This is a genomic window from Pseudomonas sp. 2FE, from assembly GCF_005503735.1.
GTDB lineage: Bacteria > Pseudomonadota > Gammaproteobacteria > Pseudomonadales > Pseudomonadaceae > Aquipseudomonas.
Window position 1 is genome coordinate 75,455 of the sequence record NZ_SCMO01000008.1, and the last position, 25,184, is coordinate 100,638.

A 25,184-nucleotide genomic window follows, 5' to 3' on the forward strand; every position below is an offset into this window, starting at 1 on the left:
TTCACTTAAGCGGTTGGCCCTGCCAATGGGCACGGGCGGCGGCGACATCCGCGTCTATCGCCGACTTCAGCGCCTCCAGGGAGGCGAAACGCTGCTCATCACGCAGCTTATGGTGGAATGCCACCGTCAAACGCCGGCCATAAATATCGCCGGAAAAATCTAATAAATGCACTTCCAGATGGGCACGACCGTCACCCTCCACCGTGGGCCGCACGCCGATATTCGCGACACCCGGACAGCGCTGACCATCCAGCTCGGTGCTGACCAGATAAACCCCGGTCAGCGGCACCCGACGGCGCTTGAGTTGCACGTTCGCCGTTGGCGTACCCAACTGGCGGCCGAGCTTTTGCCCATGCAACACCCGCCCGACGATCTGAAAGGGCCGTCCCAGCAAGCGTTCCGCCAGCGGAAAATCCGCCGCTGCCAGCGCCTCGCGCACCCGCGTACTGCTGACACGCTGCCCATCGACCTCGACGGTCGCCGCCGCTTCCACGCTGAAACCCTCGGCCGCACCGGCCTGCAGCAGAAATTCAAAATCACCCGCACGATCACAACCAAAGCGGAAATCGTCACCGACCTCCAGATGCTGCACGCCAAGCCCTTCCACCAACACGGCGTGGACGAACTCGGTGGCACTCAACTCGCGCAGGCGAGGGTTGAACGACAGGCACAGCACCCGGTCGACCCCTTCAGTAGCGAACAGCGCCAACTTGTCACGCAGGCGCGCCAAACGCGCCGGCGCCAGGTCCGGGGTAAAGTACTCACGGGGCTGCGGCTCAAAAATCACCACACAGCTGGGCACGCCCAACTCGACCGCGCGCTCGCGCAGACGCGCCAGGATGGCCTGATGGCCGCGGTGCACGCCATCAAAATTGCCGATGGTGGCAACACAGCCCCGATGCTGGGGCCGCAAGTTGTGGAGGCCTCGAACCAGCTGCATAGGACGCTTCTTGCTCACAAAGTGGTCGATTATACGCACACCCGGCGCCAGACAACAGGCGACAGCCCTAGCAGGAGCGACGGACGCCCAGGGGGTGCAAAAGACGGGAGCAGGCAACCGCCTTGAATCACAACGCCGCCCTTCTGGCAAAGTCTTTCAAGCGGAACCCCAGTAACGCCAGCATGCCGAAATAGGCGACGCCTCCGGCAGCGACGAGAATTCCCAAGCGGATGAACCGCGCCAGCATGTCACCCAGCTCCCAGGCCGGCATAAAGTGCATGATGCCCAGCAACACCGCCGACATGACCAGCACGGCGGCAATCAACTTAGCTAAAAACACACCCCAGCCAGGTTGCGGCTCGAACAGCTGCTGCTTGCGCAACTGCCAATACAGCAGACCGGCATTGATACAGGCGCCCAGACCGATGGCCAGGGCCAGCCCGGCGTGACGCAGCGGAAAGACAAAGGCCAGATTCATCAACTGGGTGACGACCAGGGTAAACAGCGCAATCTTGACCGGGGTGCGGATGTTTTGCCGGGCGTAAAACCCCGGAGCCAGCACCTTGACCAGAATGATCCCCAACAAACCTACCGAGTAGGCGATCAACGCGCGCTGAGTCATTTGCGCATCGAGGGCGGTGAATTTGCCGTACTGAAAGAGTGAGACCGTCAGCGGCTCCGAGAGGATCGCCAGCGCCAAGGCACAAGGCAGCGCCAGCAATAAACAGAGCCGCAGCCCCCAGTCCAGCAGGCGCGAATACTCTTGCGTGTCGTTACCCGCATAGGTTCTCGACAGCGCCGGCAACAAAATCGTCCCCAGCGCCACCCCCAAAACCCCCGCGGGCAGCTCCATCAGGCGATCGGCGTAATACATCCAGGAGACCGACCCCGCCGCCAGAAACGAGGCAAAGATGGTGTTGATGATCAGCGAGATCTGACTCACCGACACCCCCAGAATGGCCGGCCCCATCTGCTTTAACACCCGCCAGACGCCGCGATCCCGCAGATTAAGGCGCGGCAGCACCAGCATGCCGATCTTCTTCAGATGCGGCAGTTGGTAAACCAGTTGCAAAAACCCGCCGACCAGCACCGCCCAGCCCAGCGCCATCACCGGCGGATTGAAATAGGGCGTAAGGAACAAAGCGAAGACAATCATGCTGACGTTGAGCAAAGTCGGCACAAAGGCCGGCACCGAAAAACGGTTCCAGGTATTGAGTATCGCGCCCGCCAGCGAGGCGAGTGAGATCAGCAATATATAAGGGAAGGTCACGCGCAGCAGCGCCGAGGTCAGCTCGAACTTTTCAGGAGTAGTGGTAAAGCCGGGCGCAGTCACCCAGATCACCCAGGGCGCCGCCAGCATCCCCAGCACGGTGACTAGCGCCAACACCAGGGTGAGCAAGCCCGACACATACGCGATGAAGGTACGGGTCGCCTCCTCGCCCTGCTGGCTTTTGTATTCCGCCAGAATCGGTACGAACGCCTGCGAGAATGCGCCCTCAGCAAAAATCCGCCGCAGCAGATTGGGCAGCTTGAAGGCGACAAAAAAAGCGTCCGTGGCCACGCCAGCGCCAAAAATCCGCGCCACTATGGTATCCCGGACAAAACCCAGCACACGGGAAAGCATCGTCATAGAGCTGACCGCGGCCAGCGACTTGAGTAAATTCATAGGGCTAGATTTCTACCGCTCGATTAGGTGCAACGACACTCAGGCTCAGCCGCGTGGGCCGCTCTGGCCTTGCGTCAATACTTAAGCCAGCCATCAACACCAAGCCAAAGCCGGCGAGTGTAGAACCCAGACATAAATAAATCACGCCCTCATCCCAACCTCGCCCGTCGCCCGCCCTCCGTCAGACAGCCGAACCACACTTGACAAGGGCAGAACACATCGGCATGATTCGCGGCCTTATTTGTTAAGTCATTCCCCAAAGTTTTCGAGGAGCTCGACGGTGGCCAATACACCTTCTGCCAAAAAACGCGCTAAACAGGCTGAGAAGCGTCGTAGCCATAACGCCAGCCTGCGCTCCATGGTTCGTACCTACATCAAGAACGTGGTCAAGGCTATCGACGCCAAAGACCTCGAACTTGCCCAGACTGCCTACACTTTGGCTGTGCCAGTAATCGACCGTATGGCCGACAAAGGCATCATCCACAAGAACAAAGCAGCACGTCACAAAGGCCGCCTGAACGGCCACATCAAAGCTCTCAGCGAAGCTGCCGCAGCCTAAGTGTGACGCGCTAAAAAAACCGACCTGATGGTCGGTTTTTTATTGCCTACGATAAAGCTGGGCACAACCCCCATGTAGGGCGGTCTCGGAGCGAAGCGAACAGCCCGCCGCAGAATGACGAACGCGCGAACAGCTTGAGACCGCTGGCGTACTGCTTCGCGAGTATGCCCTACGGGTTTATTGCGCCCACGACAGGATCGGGATCGCCGTCACCGCATTCTGCGGGCTACCCTCGATCACTCGGTCGCTGTAGACCAGATAGACCAAGGTGTTGCGCTTACGATCGAAGAACCGCACCACCTGCATGGTCTTGAACACCAGCGAGGTGCGCTCCTTGAACACCACCTCACCCTCTTTCAACTCCGAGACGAAGCGAATCGGCCCGACCTGGCGACAAGCAATCGAAGCCTCAGCCCGATCCTCCGCCAGACCCAAGCCACCTTTGACGCCACCGGTCTTGGCGCGCGACAGATAACAGGTCACACCTTCCACTTTGGGATCGTCAAAAGCCTCGACGACGATCTTGTCGTTCGGCCCCACCCACTTAAACACCGTGGAGACCTGGCCAATCTCCTCCGCGCGTACCCCGAACGACAACAGCGGCAGCGCCAGCAACACGCCCAGCAGTCCATTAGCTATTCGCACCAGCAAACCCCTCGCCGCCTACAGGCAGCCCCACTCAAACCAGAATCAAATTGTCGCGATGCACCAGCTCCGGCTCATCGACGTAGCCCAGCAGCTTTTCGATAGCATCCGACGACTGACCGACGATTTTTTGCGCCTCGGCCGCGCTGTAGTTCGCCAAGCCGCGCGCCACTTCACGCCCGTCCGGACCAACACACACCACCATTTCGCCACGACGGAAACCGCCCTGCACGGCTTTCACCCCAACCGGCAGCAGGCTCTTATGCCCCTGCAGCAAGGCCTTTACCGCCCCCGCATCCAACACCAGGGTGCCGCGCGTCTGCAGATGCCCGGCCAGCCACTGCTTGCGAGCCGCCAGCAAGCCGCGCTCCGGCGTCAGCAGCGTACCGAGACGCTCGCCCGCCTTGAGCCGAGCCAGGACGCGCTCGATGCCGCCACCGACGATAATCGTGTGCGCCCCGGAACGCGCCGCCAACCGTGCAGCACGCAGCTTGGTTTGCATGCCGCCACGCCCCAGCGCGCCACCGGTGCCACCCGCCACCGCATCCAGTGCCGGGTCATCGGCACGGGCTTCGTGGATCAATTGCGCATCGGGATTGTGCCGCGGATCGGCATCGAACATGCCATCGCGATCGGTGAGGATAACCAACAGGTCAGCCTCCACCAGGTTGGCCACCAGCGCGGCCAGGGTATCGTTGTCACCGAAGCGGATCTCGTCGGTGACCACAGTGTCGTTCTCGTTGATCACCGGAATAGCACCGAGCTCGACCAGGGTGCGCAAGGTGCTGCGGGCATTCAGGTAACGCTTGCGATCGGACAGATCGTCATGGGTCAGTAGAATCTGCGCCGTATGCCGACCATGCTGGGCAAAACTGGACTCCCAGGCCTGCACCAGACCCATCTGCCCCACCGCTGCCGCCGCCTGCAACTCATGAATGGCACTCGGACGCGAACTCCAGCCCAGCCGGCTCATGCCTGCCGCCACTGCCCCGGAGGACACCAGCACCAACTCGACACCCGCCTCGCGCAGCGCGACCATCTGCTCCACCCATACCGCCATGGCCGCCCGATCCAGCCCGCGCCCATCAGCCGTCAGCAACGCACTGCCGATTTTCACCACCCAGCGCCGCGCGCCAGTCACCTTGTCCCGCATCATCGTCCAACCTTAGTCAGAGAGCGACGCGACCAATCCGGCGCCGCCCTTGCGATTAGTCAGCACAACGCCGCTATTCAGCGGCGTTGTGGTTTCACTCAATCCCGGACGTAGATAATTTCCGGACCATCATCGTCATCTTCTTCGTCGTCGTCGAAGTCATCATCACTGAGATCTTCGACACTCTTCACCCCGGCCCGACGCAGCGCACGCTGATCATCCAGCGCCTGCAACTGCGCGCGCGCCTCATCTTCAATGCGCTGATCCAACTCCGCCAGCTCTTCAGCGTATTGCGGCTCTTCCGCAAGGCGCAAGGTACGCTCCTCGAGGTAGCGCATGATGTCATGACAGAGCTTCTCAGTACCCTCGCGACCGATGGCGGAAATCACATACACCGGACCGGTCCAGTCCAGACGCTCGGTAATTTCCTGGACTCGCGCCTCCTGCTCTTCTTCTAGGATCTGGTCGGACTTGTTCAGCACCAGCCAACGATCACGCTCGGCCAGCGACGGACTGAACTTGGTCAGCTCATTGACAATGGTCTCGGCCGCATCAGCCGGATCAGTCAGATCCAGCGGCGCCATGTCGACCAGATGCAGCAACAGACGTGTGCGCGCCAGGTGCTTGAGGAAGCGAATCCCCAGACCCGCACCATCGGAAGCACCCTCGATCAGACCGGGAATATCCGCGACCACGAAGCTTTTGTAGCGATCGACGCTGACCACACCCAGGTTCGGCACCAGCGTGGTGAACGGATAATCCGCCACTTTCGGCTTGGCCGCGGACACCGAGCGAATAAAGGTGCTCTTGCCGGCATTCGGCAAGCCGAGCAAACCAACATCCGCCAGCACCTTCAATTCCAGCTTGAGATCGCGCGACTCGCCCGGCTTACCGAGCGTGGTCTGCCGCGGAGCGCGGTTAGTGCTGGACTTGAACCGAGTATTACCCAGACCGTGCCAGCCGCCATGCGCCACCAGCAGCCGCTGACCATCTTTGGTCAGGTCGCCGATGATTTCCTGGGTACCGGCATCGATCACCGTCGTACCGACTGGAACGCGCAGGATCGTTTCCTCGCCCTTGCGCCCAGTGCAATCGGCACTACCACCGTTAGAGCCACGCTCGGCATCAAAACGCCGCGTGTAGCGATAGTCGACCAGGGTGTTAAGGTTGCCGTCGGCCACCATATAGATGGAGCCGCCGTCACCGCCGTCGCCACCGTTCGGCCCACCATTTTCGATGAACTTCTCACGACGGAAGCTCATGCAACCGTTACCACCATCACCCGCTTTTACAAAAATCGATACTTCATCGACGAATTTCATCGGCACGCCTCCCGCCGCAATAGCGGGCTAGATAACACAAGGAACATAAGACTTTTGCAAAATCTAGCCAAACAGCCCCGCTTAAGCACCCCCACAGGTAACGTCAGGAGGAAGAGCAGCACCCATACAATTTTGCAAAAGCCTCAAGGATACAGAAACAAAAAAGCCCCGTCGCGAGACAGGGCTTTCCCAGCAGCATCGCGATTAGGCCGCGACGACGCTCACGTAACGACGACCGAAGGCGCCTTTAACTTCGAACTTGATCACGCCTTCCACTTTCGCGAACAGGGTGTGATCTTTACCCATGCCAACGCCATAACCGGCGTGGAACTGGGTGCCGCGCTGACGCACGATGATGTTGCCTGCTTTGATAGCCTGGCCGCCGTACATCTTCACGCCAAGGCGTTTAGATTCTGAGTCGCGACCGTTACGGGTAGAACCGCCAGCTTTTTTGTGTGCCATGAGTCAATACTCCAAATAAGGTATTAGGCCGAAACGAATCAGGCCTGAATGCCGGTGATTTTGATCTCAGTGAACCACTGACGGTGGCCCTGACGCTTCATGTGGTGCTTACGACGGCGGAACTTGATGATGGTCACTTTATCGTGACGGCCTTGTGCAATCACTTCGGCCACAACTTTAGCGCCTTCAACAACCGGAGCGCCGATTTGAACGTCGTCACCATTGCCGACCAGCAGAACACGATCAAAAGTCACGGCCTCGCCAGTGGCGACTTCGAGCTTTTCGATCTTGAGGAATTCGCCTTCGGTGACCTTATATTGCTTGCCACCGGTAACTATTACTGCGTACATAATTTTGCTCCGTTAAATCCTGCTCACCCAGCGCTTTATAGGAATAGTCGTCGGCTGGCATGGCTGCTCGGGGCCGGAAGGACGCCCTTGCAATTGCGTAAGGCAGGTGCTGCCCAGGGAAGTTCAGGGGCCGCGATTGTACGCAAGCCGCGCACGCTGCGCAAGCACCGCCAGCGCTTGCCTTGACAGTCCCCACCCCGCCCCCTAGCATGCCGCGCAACCTTAGAGGAGCACTTGTCACCGATGCAACCACAGGCCTTCTACCGCGTGGTAGCGGACGATTTTACCGCCGTCGATGGCATTATCCGGCGACAACTGGTTTCCCGCGTTCCGCTGGTGGAAAAAATCGGTGACTACATCATCTCCGCCGGGGGCAAACGCCTGCGCCCGCTGCTGGTGTTGCTCTGCGGCAAAGCCCTGGGCCGCCACGGCGACGATCTGCAACTGCTGGCCGCCACCATCGAATTCCTGCATACCGCGACCCTGCTGCATGACGACGTCGTCGACATGTCCGGCATGCGCCGTGGTCGCTCGACGGCCAATGCACTGTGGGGCAACGCACCGAGCGTACTGGTCGGTGACTTCCTCTATTCACGCTCCTTCGAAATGCTGGTCGAGCTCGGCTCCCTGCCGGTGATGCAGATCCTGTCCCGGGCCACCCGCGTGATTGCCGAGGGCGAAGTGCTGCAACTGTCGAAGATTCGCGACGCCAGCACCAGCGAAGAGACCTATATGGAAGTCATCCGCGGCAAGACCGCGATGCTCTTCGAGGCTTCCACCCACAGCGCCGCAGCCTTGGTCGGCGCGTCTGCCGAGCAGACCGAAGCGCTACGCACCTTTGGCGACCACCTCGGCGTGGCTTTCCAGTTGGTCGACGACCTGCTCGACTATCGTGGCGATGCCGACACCCTGGGCAAAAACGTCGGCGACGATTTGGCCGAAGGCAAACCGACGCTACCGCTGATCTACACCATGCGCGAAGGCAGCGCAGAGCAAGCCGCCCTGGTGCGCAAAGCCATTCAGCAAGGCGGCCTCGAGGATCTGGAAAGCATCCGTGCCGCCGTCGAAGCCGCTGGCGCCCTGGACTATACCGCCCAGCAAGCCCGTGATTATGCCGCACGCGCCATCGCCTGCCTGGACGCCCTGCCTGCCAGCGAATATCGCGATGCCCTGGTCGAGTTGAGCCAGTTCGCTGTGGCCCGCACTCACTGAGAGTTCGCGCGCTCCGCAAAGCCCGTCCCGCCGACGGGCTTTTTTATTTCCCGACAGAAAGGGCCAATTACGGCTTGCTATTAATTGAATAGGAATTACTCTCATCTACTCAAGAGAAGGAGATGAGCCATGACCTATTTGATCGACGCTTGGCTGGACCGCCCGCATCCCTACCTGCGCATCCTCCATCGCGACACCGGCGAAGTCTGCGCCGTGCTGGAAGAGGAAGCGCTCGATGAGCTGCGCGAACAGGGCGATCTGGATCTGACCGGCCTGAACTCCAGCGAGCCACTGGTGCTCAAGGAGCTGGTGCGCAATCTGTTCCTGTTCTGCTATGCCCGCGCCTTGCGCCCGGCTGGCGAGGCGCACTGAGCCACAGCCCAGAAGGCAAAAAGGCCGAGAATGCGTGAGCACTCTCGGCCTTTTTGCTAGAGCGGCGCTGAAGCCTTAGAGGATTTCCAGCAGCTCGACGTCAAACACCAGCACGCTGTGCGGCGGGATGCTGCCGACGGCTTGGCCACCGTAGGCCAGCTCGCTCGGTACGTACAAGCGCCACTTGCTGCCAGCGCCCATCAGTTGCAGCGCCTCGGTCCAACCAGCAATCACGCCACCCACCGGAAACTCCGCCGGCTGGCCACGCTCATAGGAGCTGTCGAATACCGTGCCGTCGATCAGGGTGCCGTGGTAGTGAGTACGCACGCTGTCTTCGCGGGACGGCTTGGCGCCTTCGCCAGCGCTCAGCACTTCGTACTGCAGGCCGGAAGCCAGTTGAGTGATACCGGCACGCTTGGCATTTTCAGCCAGGAAGGTCAGGCCTGCGCCAGCCGCGGCTTCAGCCTTAGCTTGTGCCTCGGCTTGCATAATTTCGCGGATCACCTTGAAGCTGGCGGACATTTCATCCTGGCTGACCCGGCTCGCCTTACCGCTGAAAGCGTCAGTCAGGCCTGCCAGAATGGCGTCCAGGCTCACGCCCGGCGGCGGATTGTCGCGCAATTGGTCACCCAGCTGACGGCCGATGCCGTAGCTGACGCGGGTTTCGTCAGTAGAGAGGTTGAGTTCGGACATGGCACGGCTCCGCTGAGGCAAAAAAAGGTCGGCCAGCCTAGCATAGATGCCCCTGCCGCCCCACCACTGCGACGGCCGCTGGCGCAGCCGGGCTCAGAGCCGAGCCCGCTAGCGGCCAGTGCTTTTCCTCGCGAGACTCCGACCGCGGCCCCTGTCCAGGCCCGGCCAGCACGACGCCCAGATGGAGTTCAGCGAGATGGGGTCGGCCCCGGAGTTTTCTGGGGACCTTCGGGCATACCGCACATTTCGTCATGCACCTCAGCCTGCACCAGATGGAACGCTGGTAGCTGCGGCAATGGGTGCAGCAACTCGCGGGCATGCTCCACCGAGCGTAGGTGCAGGATGTGGCCCTGGCCATCTTTCAGCGTGAAGGGCCGACCGCCCACCCGCGCTTCCAGCAGGTAGTAGTTGCCCCCCTCGATGGAGATCAGGTTCAACTCGTCGACATGCCCAGCGCGGGCATGGGTAGAAAGGTCGTGCAGATTCATGACAGCACCTCGCGCGCTCAACTTGTGCAAAAGCTATACAACTAAAGTCTTTGCAGAAGGGCCAAGAAGCACAAGGCGACAACGCAACCGCCCGTCCGTTTTACCACGGCCGGGCGGCTTGCAGGGGCGACGGTGAAGCTCAGTGGTCGTGCTTGGTCAGCTTATCCAGATAGCCCATAGCGAAGGCGGAGATCACGAAGGTCATGTGCAGAATCACGGACCACATGATCTTGTCATTCTCGATTCTCTGCGCGTCCACAAACACCCGCAGCAAATGGATCAATGAATGCCTTTCCCGGTTATCCACGGCCGCTGTGGATAACCTTGTGGAAGGGCTCAGGATAGAGCGCGCCACAGGCCCTGGCGCGCGGGCTGGCGAGGATTGCTCAAAAACCGAGCAATGCTGGCGTTCAGGTCTCCGGGCGGAACTGATAGTCGCCCAAATGACGGCCGCGCTCAGCATTCAACCGGCGCAATTCGGCCTGCATATGCAAGCACCAGATAGAGGGGTCGCAGACTTCGACATAGCCCAGCACTGCGAGGTTATCGGCGATTGCAGAGAGTACCGATTCTGCCACCAAAGGCCCGTGGAACGGGCCTTGCGCCTTAATCGCAGAGGGCTGAGCGCCGGCCATCCCGGCGGCGCAAAGGAGAGTCCAGAGTCCATTTTCGCCAGCCAGAGGGCGAATCACACACTCGATGCGTGTGGTCAGTCCCAGGCATTGGCGGGTAAGGCAGAGGCTGCGCGGCATATCGGCGGCCCTCCCGAGGTCTGGCCTTCAGACTACACCCCGCCAGGCGGTTCAGGGAAGTCTGCGGTTATCCCCGTTTGCTGTGGATAACTCTGTGGACGACACGTGGGAAAGCCGGGCTAGATGCCAGCCGCCGTGGCTGGCGCCAACCTGCTCAATGACCGACCAGCCACTGAGCAGCCAGCCAGGTCATCGCGCGCCACAAGCCTCATCCTGCGGCTTTGCTGTCCTGCAGTTTATCTGCCGGCACCGGGCTCTTGGGCTTGTCCTCTTCCACGTCTTTCTCGTCGTCCCCCAGCTCCAGTTCGGCGATCTCACGCAGTCGCTCGACCACCCGCGCATTAACGCTACCCTCGGGAAACTGGCCGTCGGCATCCGGCGTACCGACGGCCTCGCCCACCAGCAAGCCAAGCGCCTCGTCGACCTGGCGCACCGCGTAGACATTGAACAGGCCGGCACGCACCGCCTGCAGCACGCGCTCATCGAGCATCAAGGTGGCGACGTTGGCGTGCGGGATGATCACGCCCTGCTCGCCGGTCAGGCCGCGCGCCTCGCAGAGCCGGAAGAAGCCTTCGATCTTCTCGTTGACCCCACCGACCGCCTGCACCTCACCGAACTGGTTGATCGAGCCGGTGATGGCGTAGCACTGCTTCAAGGGAGTACGCGATAGCGCGGAGATCAGCGTGCAGACCTCACCCAGCGAGGCACTGTCGCCGTCGACATAGCCGTAGGACTGCTCCAGGGCGATGCTGGCGGAAATCGCCAAGGGAAACGCCTGGGCGTAACGGCTGCCGAGGTAGCCGGTCAAAATCATCACGCCCTTGGAGTGGATCGGTTGGCCGAGATTGACCTCGCGCTCGATGTCGACGATGCCACTGCTGCCCGGATACACCGTGGCGGAAATCCGCGCCGGCACCCCGAAGGCCGAATCGCCGACCTCCAATACCGTCAGGCCGTTGCACTTGCCGACCGCGGCACCGGCGGTGTCGATCAGGATGATGCCGGCCAGCATGTCATCGAGAATGCGCGCCGAGACCCGCCCGGTGCGCGTGGCCTTGGCCTTCAGCGCCCGCTCGATATGCCCGGCGTCGGTCACCGTATCGCTGGCCAACTGACGGATAAAATCGGCTTCGCTGACCAGCTGGAACAGATCGCCGATACGGGCCGACAAACGCCCCTGATGTTCGGCCAGGCGCGCGCTGTAGGTTGCCAGACGCGCCACCGCGCCGGCCGTCAGCGGCGCCAGGCCTTCTTCCGAGGTGCGGGTTTTCATCAGTTGAGCGAACTGCTCCAGGCTGTCGTCGACCAGCGGGATGTCTTCATCGAAATCCACCAGGACGCGGAACAACTCCTGGAAGTCCGGATCATGGTCCTGCAGGGCGTAATACAGCTGGCGCGAGCCGATGATGACGACTTTGATCTGCAACGGAATCACTTGCGGGGTCAGCGTAACCGTCGCCAAACGTCCCAGTTCGCCGAGCGGCGATTCCATCTTCAACTTGCGCGTATGCAGGGCGCGCTTCAGCGCATCCCAGACAAACGGCTCGCCGAGCAACCTCTCCGCTTCCAGCATCAGGAAGCCGCCGTTGGCTCGGTGTAACGCCCCCGGCCGTAACTGCCGATAGCTGGTATAGAGCGCACCCTGGTCGGTGCTGTACTCGATGCGCCCGAACAGATTGTCGTAGGTCGGGTGCGACTCGAACACCACCGGCGCGCCGCCGCTGACGTGATGGCCGACCACCAGACTGGGGCTGTACTGCTCTTCCAGCAACTTGCGGGCTTGCGCATCGAGCTTGTTTTCATCCACCAACTGCTCGACCACGGTTTTCAGCAGATTGACCTGCACCGCTTGCAGGTAGGCGCAGACCCCGGCATTTTCCGCGTATTTCTCCGACAGCGGCACGAGCAGCGGCTGCAGGGCCAGGGTGATGGTTTCCTCATTCAACTGACGCAGCTGATTGCTCGACTCGCGCTTCCATTGCGGCAGGCTAGCCAGCTCTTCGTTGAGGCGTTCCTCCAGCGCCGAAATATCGGCGTGGTAGCGATCACGCTCGGCCTCCGGCAGTTGCCCGAACTCGGCCTCGTCCAGCGCCTTGCCGTCTTTCATCGGGGTGAAGGCGATGTTGCTGTGGTCGCGGAAGAGGGCGATTTCCTTTTCCAGCGAAAGCCGCTCGATCACATCCAGCGCACGGTCGTAACGCTGGTTGAACGCGCGGTCGATGGCGCTTTTCTTCTGCTGATAGGCCGGGTGCTCGAACACCGCCGGGAAGGTCGCCAGCAGGTTATCGATCAACACCTCGATATCGATGATAAAGGCGCTCGCGGTGCCCGGCGGCAGTTCCAGCGCACGCGGCTCGCGCGGCTCGTCGAAATGATTGACGTAGACCCAGTCCGCCGGCGTTTCCAGGCGCTTGGCCTCAGCCTTGAGGTAGCGCTTGACGAAGGAGAAACGGCCGGTGCCCGGCTCGCCCATGACAAACACGTTGTAACCGGGGCGCGGCATCGCCACGCCAAACTGCAGGGCTTCTACCGCACGCTCCTGGCCGAGCACGCCGCGAAAGGGCTCCAGATCATCGGTGATGGTGAAGTTGAACTGGCTGGCATCGAAGGGACGGGTCAGCGCATCGGGCGCCAGGCGCAGGCCGGCAGCAACGGGATCAGGCATCGGGAGTCCTTAGATCGGGCGGGGCAAAGCCGCGGGAGATGGCCGCATTCTGGCGCTGGCCGATTACACCTGGCAAGGCGTTCACCGCGAACCGCTTCAATTGCCCAGATCGGCGCAGGCCAGGCAGTACTCGGCAGCCGGCATGACGGCCAAGCGGGCCGGCTGAATGGGCTCGCCGCAGCGCAGACAGTAACCATAACTGCCTTCCGCCAGCCGTAGCTTGGCCAATCCCGCCAGCCGTAAAGCCGCCTCGCTCTCGGCCAGCAAGGCCTCCAGCACTTCGTCGTTCTGCCGCTGGAGGGCCTGTTCGGCGAAATCCGGCGAGTGACTACGGGCCAAGTCTTCGCGGATGGCATTCGCCCGCGCACCATTCTCAGCGAGCATGGCGTCTAGTGCGGCCCGAGGGTCGAAGGCAGTCATGGTGCACACTCCTAAAGCAAAGCCTTATCTAAGTGTGGACGCTGCCGCACAGCCTGCACGGGGCGCAGAAAAAACTTGCGCAATGGCCTGTACTCGGCTGTCTTGACACCCACACAGGGCATCCTCAAAGCTCCGCGCATTGCCTTAGAAGAAGAACAGCAATGTTGAAACGGATTTTATTCTCTCTGGCCCTATGTACCTGCGCCCCACTGCAGGCCGCCCCCAGCCTAGCCGACGAGCGCCTGCACGCCCTGGCCGCCGATCCATACTGGATCGCCCTCGGCCACTATGAAACCGGCAAGCTCGGTGGTTGGCACAGTTATGTCGATGACCAGCAGTTCTTCCTCGCCCCCGACGGCGACAGCGACCCGGCAGCGGAGTTGGCCGCCACGTTCAAAGCCCTGTACGCCCCCGCTGACAGTGGCGATAAACACGCCCAATGCGTTTACCCCGCACGCACCCGCTGGCTGCGCGAACGGCTGCAACTGCGCGATTTGCCGCACCCCGCCTGCGGCGAGTTCGAGGCCTGGTTCAAGGACATCGCCCCACACAGCAGCGTGCTGATCTTCCCCGCGGCCTACCTGAACAGCCCCTCGTCGATGTTCGGCCACACCTTGCTGCGCATCGACCAGGCCGACGTCCAGAGCAACAACACCGCCCTGCTCAGCTATGCGCTGAACTTCGGCGCCTTTATCGAGGGCATGGACAACAGCCTCCTCTACGCCTGGAAAGGCCTGATGGGCGGCTACCCGGGGCTGTTCGCCCTGGTGCCCTATCGCGAGAAGCTCGCCGAATACCGCAGCCTGGAAAACCGCGACCTGTGGGAATACCGGTTGAACCTGACGCCGGAGGAAACCGCACGGATGGTCGAGCATGTCTGGGAGCTGAAACAGATCCAGTTCGACTACTTCTTCTTCGACGAGAATTGTTCCTACCGCCTGCTCGAGCTGCTGGAAATCGCCCGCCCAGGCCTCGAACTCACCGAGCAATTCCCCCTCACCGCCATCCCCACCGACACCGTACGCGCGGTGGAAAATGCCGATTTGGTGGAACGCATCGACTATCGCCCGTCCCGTGAACACGAGCTGCTGGCCCGCGCCAAACCCCTCGACACGGAGGAGCAGGATTGGGTGCTGTTGCTCGCCGATGAGCAAAACCAGCTGAACAACCCCGCGCTGCAACGCCTGCCGAAAAAGCGCCGGGCGCTGATTCAGGACGCCGCGTTTCGCCTGACGCGCTACCGCGCCAACGGCGAGGTGCGTGACAGCGCGAGCGCCCAGCGCAGCTTTGCCCTGTTGCAGTCGATCAACCAGAACCCGCCACCCGCACTTGCGGTGCAACGCCCCGGCCTGCCGGAAGACGGCCATCAATCGCGCACCTGGCAACTGGGCGCCGGCAGCCGTGATGACCGCGCTTTTGCCGAGTACGGCCTACGCATGGCCTATCACGACCTGAACGACACTCTGTACGGCTTCCCGCTAGGCGCACAGATCGAGATCCTGCAGCTCAAGCTGCGCCAATACGAGGGCAATCACTGGCAGCTGCAACGCCTGGATCTGGCCACCATCCGCTCACTGACGCCGCGCAATCAGTTGCTCAAGCCGTGGTCCTGGCAAGTCGCCAGCGGCCTGGAGCGCGTCCTCGGCGAAGACGGCGGCGAGCGCCTGGTCACGCACCTGAATGGCGGCGCCGGCGGCGCCTGGCAACTGAACGATGAGCTGCTGGGCTTTGCCCTGGGCACGCTGCGGATCGAAAACAACCCCGACTTCGCTACCTTTATCGCCCCCGCCGCTGGCTTCAATAGCGGCCTGCTCTGGCACAACCCGCTGGGCAACCTGAGCCTGGAGGCCGCCGGCGACTACTTCTACAACGGCGAGGTACGCCGCACACTCAGCCTCAATCAGCAGTGGGAAGTGTCGCGCAACCTCGGCCTGCGCCTCTCTGTCCAGCGCGAGTTCAGCCAACTGAGCGCGCCGGAGAATGAAATCAAACTGGAACTGAAGTGGTATCACTATTAGCAGTGGTATGCAGGCGGCAAACCCGCCCTACAACTGGAAGCGCCCGGCGGGAGAGCGGCCGATCGAGATCCTGACGATAGAACCGCAGGCATAAAAAACGGAGCCCTGGGGCTCCGTTTTTCATTGCCGGTTTCATTGCCGGGTTTCGCTTTGCTCTACCCAGCCTACGCGAGCTTCTTGTAACGCACCCGGTGCGGCTGGGCGGCGGCTTCGCCGAGGCGTTTCCGCCGATCGGCTTCATACTCGCTGTAGTTGCCTTCGAAGAACACCGCTTGCGAGTCGTCTTCATAGGCCAGGATGTGGGTGGCCACCCGGTCGAGGAACCAGCGATCGTGGGAGATCACAATCGCCGCACCGGGGAAGTCGAGCAAGGCTTCTTCCAACGAACGCAGGGTTTCCACGTCGAGGTCGTTGGACGGTTCGTCGAGCAGCAGCACGTTGGCGCCCTCTTTCAAGGTCAGCGCCAGGTGCAAGCGGCCACGCTCACCACCGGAAAGGTCCTTGACGAACTTCTGCTGGTCGCCGCCCTTGAAGTTGAAGCGGCCGACGTAGGTACGCGAAGGAATCTCGTAGTTGCCGATGCGGATCACATCGGAGCCATTGGAGATCATTTCCCACACGGTTTTGCCACCCTCGAGGTCATCGCGACTCTGGTCGACGCAGGCCAGCTTGACGGTTTCACCGACTTCGATGCTGCCGGAGTCCGCCGTTTCTTTACCCATCAGCATGCGGAACAAGGTGGATTTACCCGCGCCGTTACCGCCGATCACGCCGACTATGGCGCCTTTGGGCACGCTGAACGACAGGTTGTCGATCAACGCCCGGTCGCCGTAACCCTTGCAGACATTGTTGAAGTCGATGACCTTATCGCCCAGACGCGGACCCGCCGGGATGTAGATCTCGTTGGTTTCGCTGCGCTTCTGGAATTCCTGCGACTGCATTTCCTCGAAGCGTTGCAGACGCGCCTTGGATTTCGACTGCCGCGCCTTGGCGCCTTTACGCACCCACTCCAGCTCTTCTTTCATCGCCTTCTCGTGAGCCGACTGCTGCTTGGACTCCTGAGCCAGACGGTCGGACTTGGCCTCCAGCCAGCCGGAGTAGTTGCCCTCGTAAGGAATGCCGGCACCGCGGTCGAGTTCGAGAATCCAGCCGGCGACGTTGTCGAGGAAGTAACGGTCGTGGGTGATCGCCACCACGGTGCCGGGGAAGTCGTGGAGGAAATGCTCCAGCCAGGCCACCGAGTCGGCGTCCAGGTGGTTGGTCGGTTCGTCCAGTAGCAGCATGTCCGGCGCGGACAGCAGCAGGCGGCACAGCGCGACGCGGCGCTTCTCACCACCGGACAGGTGTACCACCCTGGCATCCCAGGCCGGCAGACGCAGCGCGTCGGCGGCGACTTCCAGCTGGCGCTCGAGGTTGTGGCCGTCGGCGGCCTGCAGAATGGCTTCGAGTTTGCCTTGCTCGGCAGCCAGCGCATCGAAGTCGGCATCCGGCTCGGCGTACGCGGCGTAGACCTCGTCCAGGCGCGCCTGGGCGTTCTTGATCACGCTGACGGCCTCTTCGACCACTTCACGCACGGTCTTTTCCGGGTCCAGCTGCGGTTCCTGCGGCAGGTAACCGATGTTGAGGTCCGGCATTGGCCGCGCCTCGCCGTTAAATTCGCTATCGACGCCCGCCATGATTTTCAGCAGGGTCGACTTGCCCGAGCCGTTCAGGCCGAGCACGCCGATCTTGGCGCCGGGGAAGAAGGACAGGGAGATGTTCTTGAGGATTTCCCGCTTCGGCGGCACAACTTTGCCCAGCCGATGCATGGTGTAGACGTATTGAGCCATGAGGAACCTAGCTTCTGTGACAGACATGGATGACTAGCGCGCGAGCCAGGAAAGAGCTCGCGCAACAGGCAGTGAGCTGGCTTTTGCGGAAAAGAGCCTAACACTGCTTGGGCGGGAGCCAAGCTTCGGCGAGACGTGCCTCGACGAGCCGTTGACTGCCGGAGGCCGGCGCTCCCGCGCGCGTGCGGCAAAGCTACCGGAATGTGCCCCACAGGGCAAACCGACGCTCGTCGGGCCAACTGGCACTTCGCCACGGTTATGGGCATGCTAGCCGGCCCGCGCGTGCCCGATTCAAGGTCGGCGGCGCGCCACCTGCCCCATTCAAGCCGTTACCGCAGGATCTTCGTTCGTGCCCAAGCCCAAGCCATCCACCTTCAAGCACGCGCCTGGCGACCCGCTCGCCGCCCCCTTGCCGGGTTCGGTGAAAGGCGCCCTGGTGCTGTTGGTGCTGCTCATGCTCGGGCTGTTGCTGTGGCAGTTGCACCAGGAGTTCCGGCAACGCCAGGCGCATCGCCAGCAACGCGAGCACGAATACGCTCAGCAGTTGGCCGAGCACCTGGCCCTGAGCCTGGAGCTCAAGGCCCACACCGGCCTCGCCCTGCTGCGCCAGACTGCCCTGCACCCACCGGAGCCCGAGCAGCGCAGCAGCGTATTGAACAGCCTGCGGGAGATCTTTCCGGCACTCCGTAGCCTGGTCTGGCTCAGCCCGCGTGGCGGCGTCCTCGCCGACAGCCAGGCCGCGGCAGATGACGCGCCCTTCCTCGCCAGCCTGTTGCAGGGCAACCTCGGCCAGCCCTATCACTTTGCCTTCAACGATCGTGACGGCGGCCAGATCTACCTGCTGTTGCGCCAAGCGGCGGATGCGCAAACCAGTGGCTATTGGATCGTCCGCCTCGGGCTGGAAGCGCTGCGCGATGGCGTGCCTGGCTTCGACAGCCGTGGGCACTCCTGGCTGCTCGAAGATCGCCTGGCCCAGCGGGTGATCGCCCGCCAGCCGGAGCTGCCGCACAGCAGCCCTATCGGCATGCCCGTCAGCGCCACCGAGCAAGCGCAAAGCCTGCTGCCGACACCCCTGGCCGGCAGCGACTGGCAGTTGCGCAGCCTGTTCGATGAACGCCGGGCAACGGCCGAACTGCTGCCCGAGCTGGCCGGCAAGTTTCTGCTGTTTAGCTTCTGCGCCCTACTCACCCTGCTGGCCCTGCGGCGTCTGCTGCGCGAACCGAATGCCGCCGCGCGCCGTTCGCTGCAGCATGCCGGCAGCGCCCTGCGGGCCATCGAGGAGCGAGTGTTGGTGACGCAGTGCGATGGTCGGCTGCGCTACCTCAACCCGCAAGCCGAGCAGTTGTTCGGCCTGCGCGCTGACGAGGCGCACGGCCGCCACCTGCTCGAACTGCTGCCCGGGCTCGACCCGCTGTTGCTGCACGGCCCGAGCCGGCACCACGACCGCGCCCCGGAGCTGGTGGAGATACTGCAGGACGGCCAGCGGCGCCTGTTCAGCGTGACCCGCAGCGACCTCCCCGAGGGCGGTCAGCACCTCGGGCATGTCTGGGTGCTGCGCGATGTCACCGAGCAGCAGCAAGCCCTGCGCGTGCTGCAGGAAACCCGGCGGCGCTACCAAGACATCTTCGAAGGCAGCGGCATCGCCCTCTGCGTGCTCGACCTGGCTGGCCTGCGCCATTTTCTGCTGCAACAGGGCCTGCATGACCACGACAGCTTGAGCCGGTGGCTGGAGGCCAATCCACAGAGCCACCCGGAACTACTCCAGCAACTGCGGATTACCGAGAGCAATCAAGTGGCCTTGCGCTTACTCGGCGTCGGCTCTACCGAGCAGGCCTGGCAGCACCTGATTGGCCGCGGCCCAGTGCGCGCCGGCGGCATTCGCTTCCAACTGATCGCCGCCATGCTGGGCGGCCAGAGCCAGCTCGAGTTGGAGAGCCGGGTCGCCACCCCGCAAGGCCACGAGCGCCATCTGTGGCTGGTTCTACGCTTGCCGGAGCGGCTCGAGGATTACCACGCGGTGACCTTGAGCATCAGCGACATCACCAGCCGCAAGCGCGTCGAGCTATCGCTGATCGAGCGCGAACGCTTCTGGTCGGAGGTGGTGCGCACGGTGCCGGATACCCTCTACGTGCATGACATGAGCAACAAGCGGGTGCTGTTCAGCAACCATCACCTCGGCCTGCAGCTGGGCTACAGCAAGCCGGAGCTGAAGGCGATGGGCGAGTCGTTCTGGGAGCGCATCCTGCACCCGGACGATGGCGAGCTGTATCAACGCATCCGTAACCTGCAGCAGGTGGTCGGCGATGGCCTGCTGCTGCAATGCCAGGTGCGCTGGCGGCACCGCAACGGCAACTGGCGCTGGTTCGATATCCGCGAACAGGCCTTGAATCGCGACCCGGCTGGCCGCGTCAACCGCCTGATCGGGGTGGCCAAGGACGTCACCGAGCAGATCGAAGCCAGCGAACTGCTGCGCAACAACGAGCGGCGCTATCGCCTGCTGGCGGAAAGCATCAGCGATGTGATTTTCTCCACCGACAGCAGTCTCGAGTTCGACTACGTCAGCCCCTCGGTACAGCCGGTGTTGGGCTACAGCACCGAGTGGCTGATCAGCCACAACTTCCACAGCATCGCCGCCGACCCGCGCCAGCTGGCCGGCTTCTATCGGCTGCTGGAGCGGGTGCGCGGAGCACTCGGCGATCCGCAGCGCCTGAGCGAACTGCGCAGCCAACTGCCGACCCAGCTGTTCCTGTTCGACTGCCTGCGTTGCGATGGCCGCAAGATTCCGGTGGAGCTTCGCCTGACCCTGATGTGGGACGAGCATGGGCGCTTCGAGGGCTTGCTCGGCGTTGGCCGCGATATCGGCCAGCAGCGCCGCGCCGAGAAAGACCTGCGGATGGCCGCGACAGTGTTCGAGCACTCCACCGCGGCCATTCTGGTCACCGACCCGGCCGGCTATATCGTCCAGGTCAACGAGGCCTTCAGCCGCGTCAGCGGCTATTCCAGCGCGCAGGTGCTCGACCAATTGCCCAGCATGCTCACCGACGACCGTCAGCAGGCCAACCACCTGCGCTACATCCTCAGCCAACTCAATCTGCACGGCAGCTGGGAAGGCGAGGTCTGGCTGACGCGGCGCAACGGCGAAAGCTTCCCGGCCTGGGTCGGGATCACCGCGGTGCAGGACGAAGAAGGCGATCTGGTCAGCTATGTGTGCTTCTTCAGCGACATCAGCGAGCGCAAGGCCAGCGAGCAACGCATCCACCGCCTGGCCTACTACGACGCCCTGACCCACCTGCCTAACCGCAGCCTGTTCCAGGATCGCCTGCACACCGCCCTGCAGCATGCCGAACGGCATCAGGAATGGGTGGTGCTGATGTTCCTCGACCTCGACCGCTTCAAACCGATCAACGACTCCCTCGGCCACGCCGCCGGCGACCGCATGCTCAAGGACGTGGCGCTGCGCCTGGCGGCCTGCGTCGACGAGGACGACACCGTGGCGCGCATGGGCGGCGACGAGTTCACCCTGCTGCTGCAGCCACGCGCCACTCGCGAGGGCGCGCTGAACGGGGCGATTCACGTCGCCGAACAGATTCTCTCCAGCCTGGCGCAACCCTTCATCCTCGAAGGTCGCGAGTTCTTCGTCACCGCCAGTATCGGCATCGCCCTCAGCCCGCAAGACGGCAACGAACTGAGCCAGTTGATGAAGAACGCCGACACCGCCATGTATCACGCCAAGGAGCGCGGCAAGAACAACTTCCAGTTCTACCAGGCGGCGATGAACGCCACGGCCCTGGAGCGCCTGGAGCTGGAAAGCGACCTGCGGCATGCCCTCGAACAGCAGCAGTTCGTGCTCTATTACCAGCCGCAGTTCAGTGGCAACGGCAAGCGTTTGACCGGCGTCGAGGCCTTGCTGCGCTGGCGGCACCCGCGCCGCGGCCTGGTGTCGCCAGGCGAGTTCATCCCGGTGCTGGAAGAGCTGGGGCTGGTGGTGCAGGTCGGCGACTGGGTGGTGGCCGAGGCCTGCAGTCAGCTCAAGGCCTGGCACGCGGCCAAGGTGCGGGTGCCGAAGGTGTCGGTCAACCTCTCGGCCCGCCAGTTCGCCGAAGGCCAGTTGGGCCTGCGCATCGCCAGCATCCTGCAAGACAGCGGCATTCCCCCGGCGTGCCTGGAGCTGGAGCTGACCGAAAGCATCCTGATGCGCGACGTCGGCGAGGCCATGCAGATCCTCGCCGGCTTGAAGCGCCTCGGCCTGTGCATCGCGGTGGACGATTTCGGCACCGGTTATTCCTCGCTGAACTACTTGAAGCAGTTCCCCATCGACGTGCTGAAGATCGACCGCAGCTTCGTCGACGGCCTGCCGCTCGGCGAGCAGGACGCACAGATCGTCCGCGCGATCATCGCCATGGCCCACAGCCTGAACCTGGCGGTGATCGCCGAGGGGGTGGAGACCCAGGAGCAGCTGGATTTCCTCCGTGAACACGAGTGCGACGAAGTCCAGGGTTACCTGTTTGGCAAACCCATGAGCGCCAACCACTTCGCCGCCCAGTTCGGCGGTGCCGCGCTGTTTATGCTGAGCTGAGCGGCTCGCGAAAGAGATGTAAGCTGGGTAGAGCCGTTTCCGGCGAAACCCAGCAAAGGGCCTAGCCGGGTTTCATGAGGCGCATCCATGCACCTCGCCCTGCGGGCAGCTAAAACTGTGCGAAACGGCTTTCCTGCCGTTTTGTCGCTGCACTCTACCCGGCCTACGGTTTTGCGCCTTCCAATCCGCGCCCGGCACCAGCCATGCACAATGAGCCCCGCTTATCCATCACATGACCGACCGTCATGTGCCAGCCAGCGACGGATGCGGTAGAATCCGCCCCCTCTTACCACCGCCCAGCTGATTTTTCTCAGGGGATTGCCATGTTCAGCCGTGAAACGACTCTCGCCAACTACGACGCCGACCTGTTCGCCGCGATGGAGCAAGAAGCCCAGCGCCAGGAAGAGCACATCGAGTTGATCGCCTCGGAGAACTACACCAGCCCAGCGGTGATGGAAGCCCAAGGCTCGGTGCTGACCAACAAGTACGCCGAAGGTTATCCGGGCAAGCGTTACTACGGCGGCTGCGAATACGTCGATGTGGTCGAGCAACTGGCCATCGACCGCGCCAAGCAGCTGTTCGGCGCCGACTATGCCAACGTCCAGCCGCACGCCGGCTCGCAAGCCAACAGCGCGGTGTACCTGGCCCTGCTGCAGGCCGGCGACACCCTCCTCGGCATGAGCCTGGCCCACGGCGGTCACCTGACCCACGGCGCCAGCGTCAGCTCCTCCGGCAAGCTCTACAACGCCGTGCAGTACGGCATCGACAGCAACGGCCTGATCGACTACGACGAGGTCGAACGCCTGGCCGTCGAGCACCAGCCGAAGATGATAGTCGCCGGTTTCTCCGCCTACTCGCAGGTGTTGGACTTCGCCCGCTTCCGTGCCATTGCCGACAAGGTCGGGGCCTACCTGTTCGTCGACATGGCCCACGTCGCCGGCCTGGTGGCGGCTGGCGTGTACCCGAACCCGGTGCCGTTCGCCGACGTGGTCACCACCACCACCCACAAGACCCTGCGCGGCCCGCGCGGTGGCCTGATCCTCGCGCGCAAGAACGAAGAGATCGAGAAGAAGCTCAACTCCGCGGTGTTCCCGGGCGCCCAGGGTGGCCCGCTGGAACACGTGATCGCGGCCAAGGCGGTGTGCTTCAAGGAAGCCCTGCAGCCGGAGTTCAAGGCCTACCAGCAGCAAGTGGTGAAGAACGCCCAGGCCATGGCCGGGGTGTTCATCGAGAACGGCTACGACGTGGTGTCCGGCGGTACCGAGAACCACCTGTTCCTGCTCAGCCTGATCAAGCAGGACATCACCGGTAAGGACGCCGACGCCGCCCTGGGTCGCGCCTTCATCACCGTCAACAAGAACTCGGTACCTAACGATCCACGCTCGCCGTTCGTCACCTCCGGCCTGCGCATCGGCACCCCGGCCGTGACCACCCGCGGCTTCAAGGAAGCCGAGTGCCGCGAACTGGCGGGCTGGATCTGCGAGATCCTCGCCAACCTCAACGATGAGTCGGTGATCGACCGCGTCCGTGGCCAGGTCAAAGCCGTGTGCGCCAAGTTCCCGGTGTACGGCAACTAAGCGTCAGCGCAATAAAAAAGCCCGGCAATTGCCGGGCGTTTTTGTTTGGGCAAGCGCAAATGCCATCCGTAGGAGTCAGGCCGTCACCTCAGCGAAGCCCGCGCGGATCTGCTCTTCCGGCAGCTCGTCACCGATGAACACGATCACGCTTTCGCGCACCTCACCCTCGCGCCACTCTGTGTCCCAATCGAAGCCATACAGCTTGAGCACGCCCTGAAACACCAGGCGCCGCGCCTCGCCGGCGATGTTCAACACGCCCTTGTAGCGCAGTAGCGAGTTACCGTGGTTTTCCAGCAGCGCATTCATGAATTCGCTGAGCTTGTCGATATCCACCGGCTGCTCGCTGCGCAGCACCAGGCTGGCGATCCGCTCAGGCGCGCTGCCGCGAACCGGCAGCAGTGACCGCGAGGGCAGGCCAAGGCCAAGATCCGCATTCAGATTGAAACCGCGCACATCGAGCAGTTCCGCCAGCTCGATGCGGCCGTGGTCGACCACACGGATCGGCGCGCGGCGGTTGATCCGGGTCAGGCGCTGGCTGAGCGCCTCGAACGTCGCCGCGTCGACCAGATCGCGCTTGCTCACCAGGATGCGATCGGCAAAGCCAACCTGCGCCTGGGCGATGGTTTCGCTGAGGTGGCGTTCGGCATGCGCGGCATCGACCAGGGTGATGATGCCGTCGAGGAGGTAGCGCTCGCGCAGTTCCTCGTCGACGAAGAAGGTCTGCGCCACCGGTGCCGGGTCCGCCAGGCCGGTGCATTCGATGACCAGGCGATCGAAGGCAATCTCACCACTGTCCAGACGCTCCAAGAGCAGGTACAGGGCCCGCTCCAGATCGCCATGGATGGTGCAGCAGACGCAGCCATTGGCCAGGGTCATGACCTGCACCGGACCGTCGCCGAGGAGCTGCGTGTCGATGCCGGTCTCGGCGAACTCGTTCTCGATCACGGCGATCTTCAAACCATGCTCGGCCTTGAGCAGGTGGCACAGGAGCGTGGTCTTGCCGGCACCGAGAAAACCGCTGAGCACGGTGACCGGGATGGGCGCATTCGACATCACAACGAATCCTTGGAGAGGTCTGAGAAAGTAGTTATTCGTCGCTCCCGCAGGGTAGGACACAAGCCTTCAGTATCGAACGCCCTCGCAGGGCTGAGCACCGCGAGTCACCCAGCCGCCACACAGCTCGATCAGTCCAGCCGTGGAGGTGCAGATCAACAGCCAAACGGCCAGCACCCGCTACATCGGCAGTACCGCGGCAACGAAGCCATAGTCGACCAGCATCCAGGTGATTTGCACAACGGTGAAACCGAAGATTTTGGCCATTATGGGGCTTCCGCGATCTGCCCCAGCCAGATGGACGCGAGCAGCAATATATAACCCCGGGCAGGGAAATCCCACCGCTGCGCCGCCAGCACCGGACCGACCACGGCACGTGGCGTAGAAGGCTAATGTTAGTGCTCAGCGAGAACTCCCAACGGCTGGACAGAC

At 62.6% G+C, this 25,184-nt stretch carries 20 protein-coding genes and 1 pseudogene; 6 read left to right on the plus strand and 15 right to left on the minus strand.

Annotated features, from left to right (window positions below):
- Position 1: 1 nt before the first annotated feature.
- Positions 2 to 940 (minus strand): bifunctional riboflavin kinase/FAD synthetase, encoded by a 939-nt coding sequence (ribF, locus tag FFS12_RS13660; RefSeq protein ID WP_137887324.1) that lies wholly within the window; start codon positions 938 to 940, stop codon positions 2 to 4.
- A 127-nt stretch (positions 941 to 1,067) separates the two neighbouring features.
- The gene (murJ, locus tag FFS12_RS13665; protein WP_137887326.1) at positions 1,068 to 2,606 is read right to left on the minus strand and encodes a murein biosynthesis integral membrane protein MurJ; all 1,539 of its coding nucleotides are present in this window, start codon (positions 2,604 to 2,606) and stop codon (positions 1,068 to 1,070) included.
- Positions 2,607 to 2,886: 280 nt separating this feature from the next.
- Between murJ and rpsT the strand changes: the two genes are divergently transcribed.
- Complete coding sequence (rpsT, locus tag FFS12_RS13670; protein WP_137887328.1) at positions 2,887 to 3,165, plus strand: 30S ribosomal protein S20; 279 nt, start codon at positions 2,887 to 2,889, stop codon at positions 3,163 to 3,165.
- Between the two features lie 177 nt (positions 3,166 to 3,342).
- On the opposite strand, the gene FFS12_RS13675 is transcribed toward rpsT, so the two are convergent.
- The 5 genes from FFS12_RS13675 to rplU form a co-directional block, all read right to left on the minus strand.
- The gene (locus FFS12_RS13675) at positions 3,343 to 3,810 is read right to left on the minus strand and encodes a CreA family protein (RefSeq protein ID WP_137887329.1); all 468 of its coding nucleotides are present in this window, start codon (positions 3,808 to 3,810) and stop codon (positions 3,343 to 3,345) included.
- A gap of 34 nt (positions 3,811 to 3,844) precedes the next feature.
- Entirely contained in the window at positions 3,845 to 4,963 is a 1,119-nt protein-coding gene (gene proB, locus FFS12_RS13680) for a glutamate 5-kinase (protein ID WP_137887437.1), read from the minus strand.
- Between the two features lie 98 nt (positions 4,964 to 5,061).
- On the minus strand, positions 5,062 to 6,285 hold the full coding sequence (cgtA, locus tag FFS12_RS13685) for an Obg family GTPase CgtA (protein WP_137887331.1): 1,224 nt from the start codon (positions 6,283 to 6,285) through the stop codon (positions 5,062 to 5,064).
- Between the two features lie 204 nt (positions 6,286 to 6,489).
- The gene (gene rpmA, locus FFS12_RS13690; RefSeq protein ID WP_084615145.1) at positions 6,490 to 6,747 is read right to left on the minus strand and encodes a 50S ribosomal protein L27; all 258 of its coding nucleotides are present in this window, start codon (positions 6,745 to 6,747) and stop codon (positions 6,490 to 6,492) included.
- A gap of 38 nt (positions 6,748 to 6,785) precedes the next feature.
- Positions 6,786 to 7,097 (minus strand): 50S ribosomal protein L21, encoded by a 312-nt coding sequence (gene rplU, locus FFS12_RS13695; RefSeq protein ID WP_137887333.1) that lies wholly within the window; start codon positions 7,095 to 7,097, stop codon positions 6,786 to 6,788.
- A 243-nt stretch (positions 7,098 to 7,340) separates the two neighbouring features.
- Between rplU and FFS12_RS13700 the strand changes: the two genes are divergently transcribed.
- A complete protein-coding gene (locus FFS12_RS13700; protein ID WP_137887335.1) occupies positions 7,341 to 8,309 on the plus strand; it encodes a polyprenyl synthetase family protein in 969 nt (322 codons plus the stop codon).
- 129 nt (positions 8,310 to 8,438) lie between these two features.
- Positions 8,439 to 8,681: a hypothetical protein gene (locus FFS12_RS13705; protein WP_137887337.1), complete on the plus strand. Its 243-nt coding sequence runs from the start codon at positions 8,439 to 8,441 to the stop codon at positions 8,679 to 8,681.
- Positions 8,682 to 8,756: 75 nt separating this feature from the next.
- Here FFS12_RS13705 and FFS12_RS13710 read toward each other — a convergent pair whose 3' ends face one another.
- From FFS12_RS13710 to FFS12_RS13730, 6 genes and pseudogenes are all read right to left on the minus strand, one after another.
- Complete coding sequence (locus FFS12_RS13710; protein ID WP_137887339.1) at positions 8,757 to 9,374, minus strand: FKBP-type peptidyl-prolyl cis-trans isomerase; 618 nt, start codon at positions 9,372 to 9,374, stop codon at positions 8,757 to 8,759.
- A 188-nt stretch (positions 9,375 to 9,562) separates the two neighbouring features.
- Positions 9,563 to 9,862 (minus strand): DUF6482 family protein, encoded by a 300-nt coding sequence (locus tag FFS12_RS13715; RefSeq protein WP_137887341.1) that lies wholly within the window; start codon positions 9,860 to 9,862, stop codon positions 9,563 to 9,565.
- 139 nt (positions 9,863 to 10,001) lie between these two features.
- Positions 10,002 to 10,148: pseudogene (locus FFS12_RS19935) on the minus strand (hypothetical protein); the annotation flags it as partial.
- A 124-nt stretch (positions 10,149 to 10,272) separates the two neighbouring features.
- On the minus strand, positions 10,273 to 10,614 hold the full coding sequence (locus FFS12_RS13720) for a hypothetical protein (RefSeq protein ID WP_137887343.1): 342 nt from the start codon (positions 10,612 to 10,614) through the stop codon (positions 10,273 to 10,275).
- A 208-nt stretch (positions 10,615 to 10,822) separates the two neighbouring features.
- A complete protein-coding gene (locus tag FFS12_RS13725; RefSeq protein WP_137887345.1) occupies positions 10,823 to 13,279 on the minus strand; it encodes a Lon protease family protein in 2,457 nt (818 codons plus the stop codon).
- A gap of 96 nt (positions 13,280 to 13,375) precedes the next feature.
- Complete coding sequence (locus tag FFS12_RS13730; protein ID WP_137887347.1) at positions 13,376 to 13,699, minus strand: TraR/DksA family transcriptional regulator; 324 nt, start codon at positions 13,697 to 13,699, stop codon at positions 13,376 to 13,378.
- A gap of 161 nt (positions 13,700 to 13,860) precedes the next feature.
- Here FFS12_RS13730 and FFS12_RS13735 point away from each other — a divergent pair, with 161 nt between their 5' ends.
- Positions 13,861 to 15,717: a DUF4105 domain-containing protein gene (locus FFS12_RS13735; protein WP_137887349.1), complete on the plus strand. Its 1,857-nt coding sequence runs from the start codon at positions 13,861 to 13,863 to the stop codon at positions 15,715 to 15,717.
- 164 nt (positions 15,718 to 15,881) lie between these two features.
- Here FFS12_RS13735 and ettA read toward each other — a convergent pair whose 3' ends face one another.
- Positions 15,882 to 17,546 (minus strand): energy-dependent translational throttle protein EttA, encoded by a 1,665-nt coding sequence (gene ettA, locus FFS12_RS13740; RefSeq protein ID WP_137887351.1) that lies wholly within the window; start codon positions 17,544 to 17,546, stop codon positions 15,882 to 15,884.
- A 454-nt stretch (positions 17,547 to 18,000) separates the two neighbouring features.
- Here ettA and FFS12_RS13745 point away from each other — a divergent pair, with 454 nt between their 5' ends.
- A complete protein-coding gene (locus FFS12_RS13745; RefSeq protein WP_137887439.1) occupies positions 18,001 to 22,122 on the plus strand; it encodes an EAL domain-containing protein in 4,122 nt (1,373 codons plus the stop codon).
- A gap of 323 nt (positions 22,123 to 22,445) precedes the next feature.
- The gene (gene glyA, locus FFS12_RS13750; protein ID WP_137887353.1) at positions 22,446 to 23,699 is read left to right on the plus strand and encodes a serine hydroxymethyltransferase; all 1,254 of its coding nucleotides are present in this window, start codon (positions 22,446 to 22,448) and stop codon (positions 23,697 to 23,699) included.
- A 75-nt stretch (positions 23,700 to 23,774) separates the two neighbouring features.
- On the opposite strand, the gene yjiA is transcribed toward glyA, so the two are convergent.
- Entirely contained in the window at positions 23,775 to 24,752 is a 978-nt protein-coding gene (gene yjiA, locus FFS12_RS13755; RefSeq protein WP_137887355.1) for a GTPase, read from the minus strand.
- Positions 24,753 to 25,184: the final 432 nt, after the last annotated feature.

Excerpts from the sequence above, each read along its gene's own strand:
- ribF (WP_137887324.1), bottom strand. The coding sequence starts at position 940 with ATGCAGCTGGTTCGAGGCCTCCACAACTTGCGGCCCCAGCATCGGGGC.
- murJ (WP_137887326.1), bottom strand. The coding sequence starts at position 2,606 with ATGAATTTACTCAAGTCGCTGGCCGCGGTCAGCTCTATGACGATGCTT.
- proB (WP_137887437.1), bottom strand. The coding sequence starts at position 4,963 with ATGCGGGACAAGGTGACTGGCGCGCGGCGCTGGGTGGTGAAAATCGGC.
- cgtA (WP_137887331.1), bottom strand. The coding sequence starts at position 6,285 with ATGAAATTCGTCGATGAAGTATCGATTTTTGTAAAAGCGGGTGATGGT.
- rpmA (WP_084615145.1), bottom strand. The coding sequence starts at position 6,747 with ATGGCACACAAAAAAGCTGGCGGTTCTACCCGTAACGGTCGCGACTCA.
- rplU (WP_137887333.1), bottom strand. The coding sequence starts at position 7,097 with ATGTACGCAGTAATAGTTACCGGTGGCAAGCAATATAAGGTCACCGAA.
- FFS12_RS13700 (WP_137887335.1), top strand. The coding sequence starts at position 7,341 with ATGCAACCACAGGCCTTCTACCGCGTGGTAGCGGACGATTTTACCGCC.
- FFS12_RS13705 (WP_137887337.1), top strand. The coding sequence starts at position 8,439 with ATGACCTATTTGATCGACGCTTGGCTGGACCGCCCGCATCCCTACCTG.
- FFS12_RS13710 (WP_137887339.1), bottom strand. The coding sequence starts at position 9,374 with ATGTCCGAACTCAACCTCTCTACTGACGAAACCCGCGTCAGCTACGGC.
- FFS12_RS13715 (WP_137887341.1), bottom strand. The coding sequence starts at position 9,862 with ATGAATCTGCACGACCTTTCTACCCATGCCCGCGCTGGGCATGTCGAC.
- FFS12_RS13720 (WP_137887343.1), bottom strand. The coding sequence starts at position 10,614 with ATGCCGCGCAGCCTCTGCCTTACCCGCCAATGCCTGGGACTGACCACA.
- FFS12_RS13725 (WP_137887345.1), bottom strand. The coding sequence starts at position 13,279 with ATGCCTGATCCCGTTGCTGCCGGCCTGCGCCTGGCGCCCGATGCGCTG.
- FFS12_RS13730 (WP_137887347.1), bottom strand. The coding sequence starts at position 13,699 with ATGACTGCCTTCGACCCTCGGGCCGCACTAGACGCCATGCTCGCTGAG.
- FFS12_RS13735 (WP_137887349.1), top strand. The coding sequence starts at position 13,861 with ATGTTGAAACGGATTTTATTCTCTCTGGCCCTATGTACCTGCGCCCCA.
- ettA (WP_137887351.1), bottom strand. The coding sequence starts at position 17,546 with ATGGCTCAATACGTCTACACCATGCATCGGCTGGGCAAAGTTGTGCCG.
- FFS12_RS13745 (WP_137887439.1), top strand. The coding sequence starts at position 18,001 with ATGCTCGGGCTGTTGCTGTGGCAGTTGCACCAGGAGTTCCGGCAACGC.
- glyA (WP_137887353.1), top strand. The coding sequence starts at position 22,446 with ATGTTCAGCCGTGAAACGACTCTCGCCAACTACGACGCCGACCTGTTC.
- yjiA (WP_137887355.1), bottom strand. The coding sequence starts at position 24,752 with ATGTCGAATGCGCCCATCCCGGTCACCGTGCTCAGCGGTTTTCTCGGT.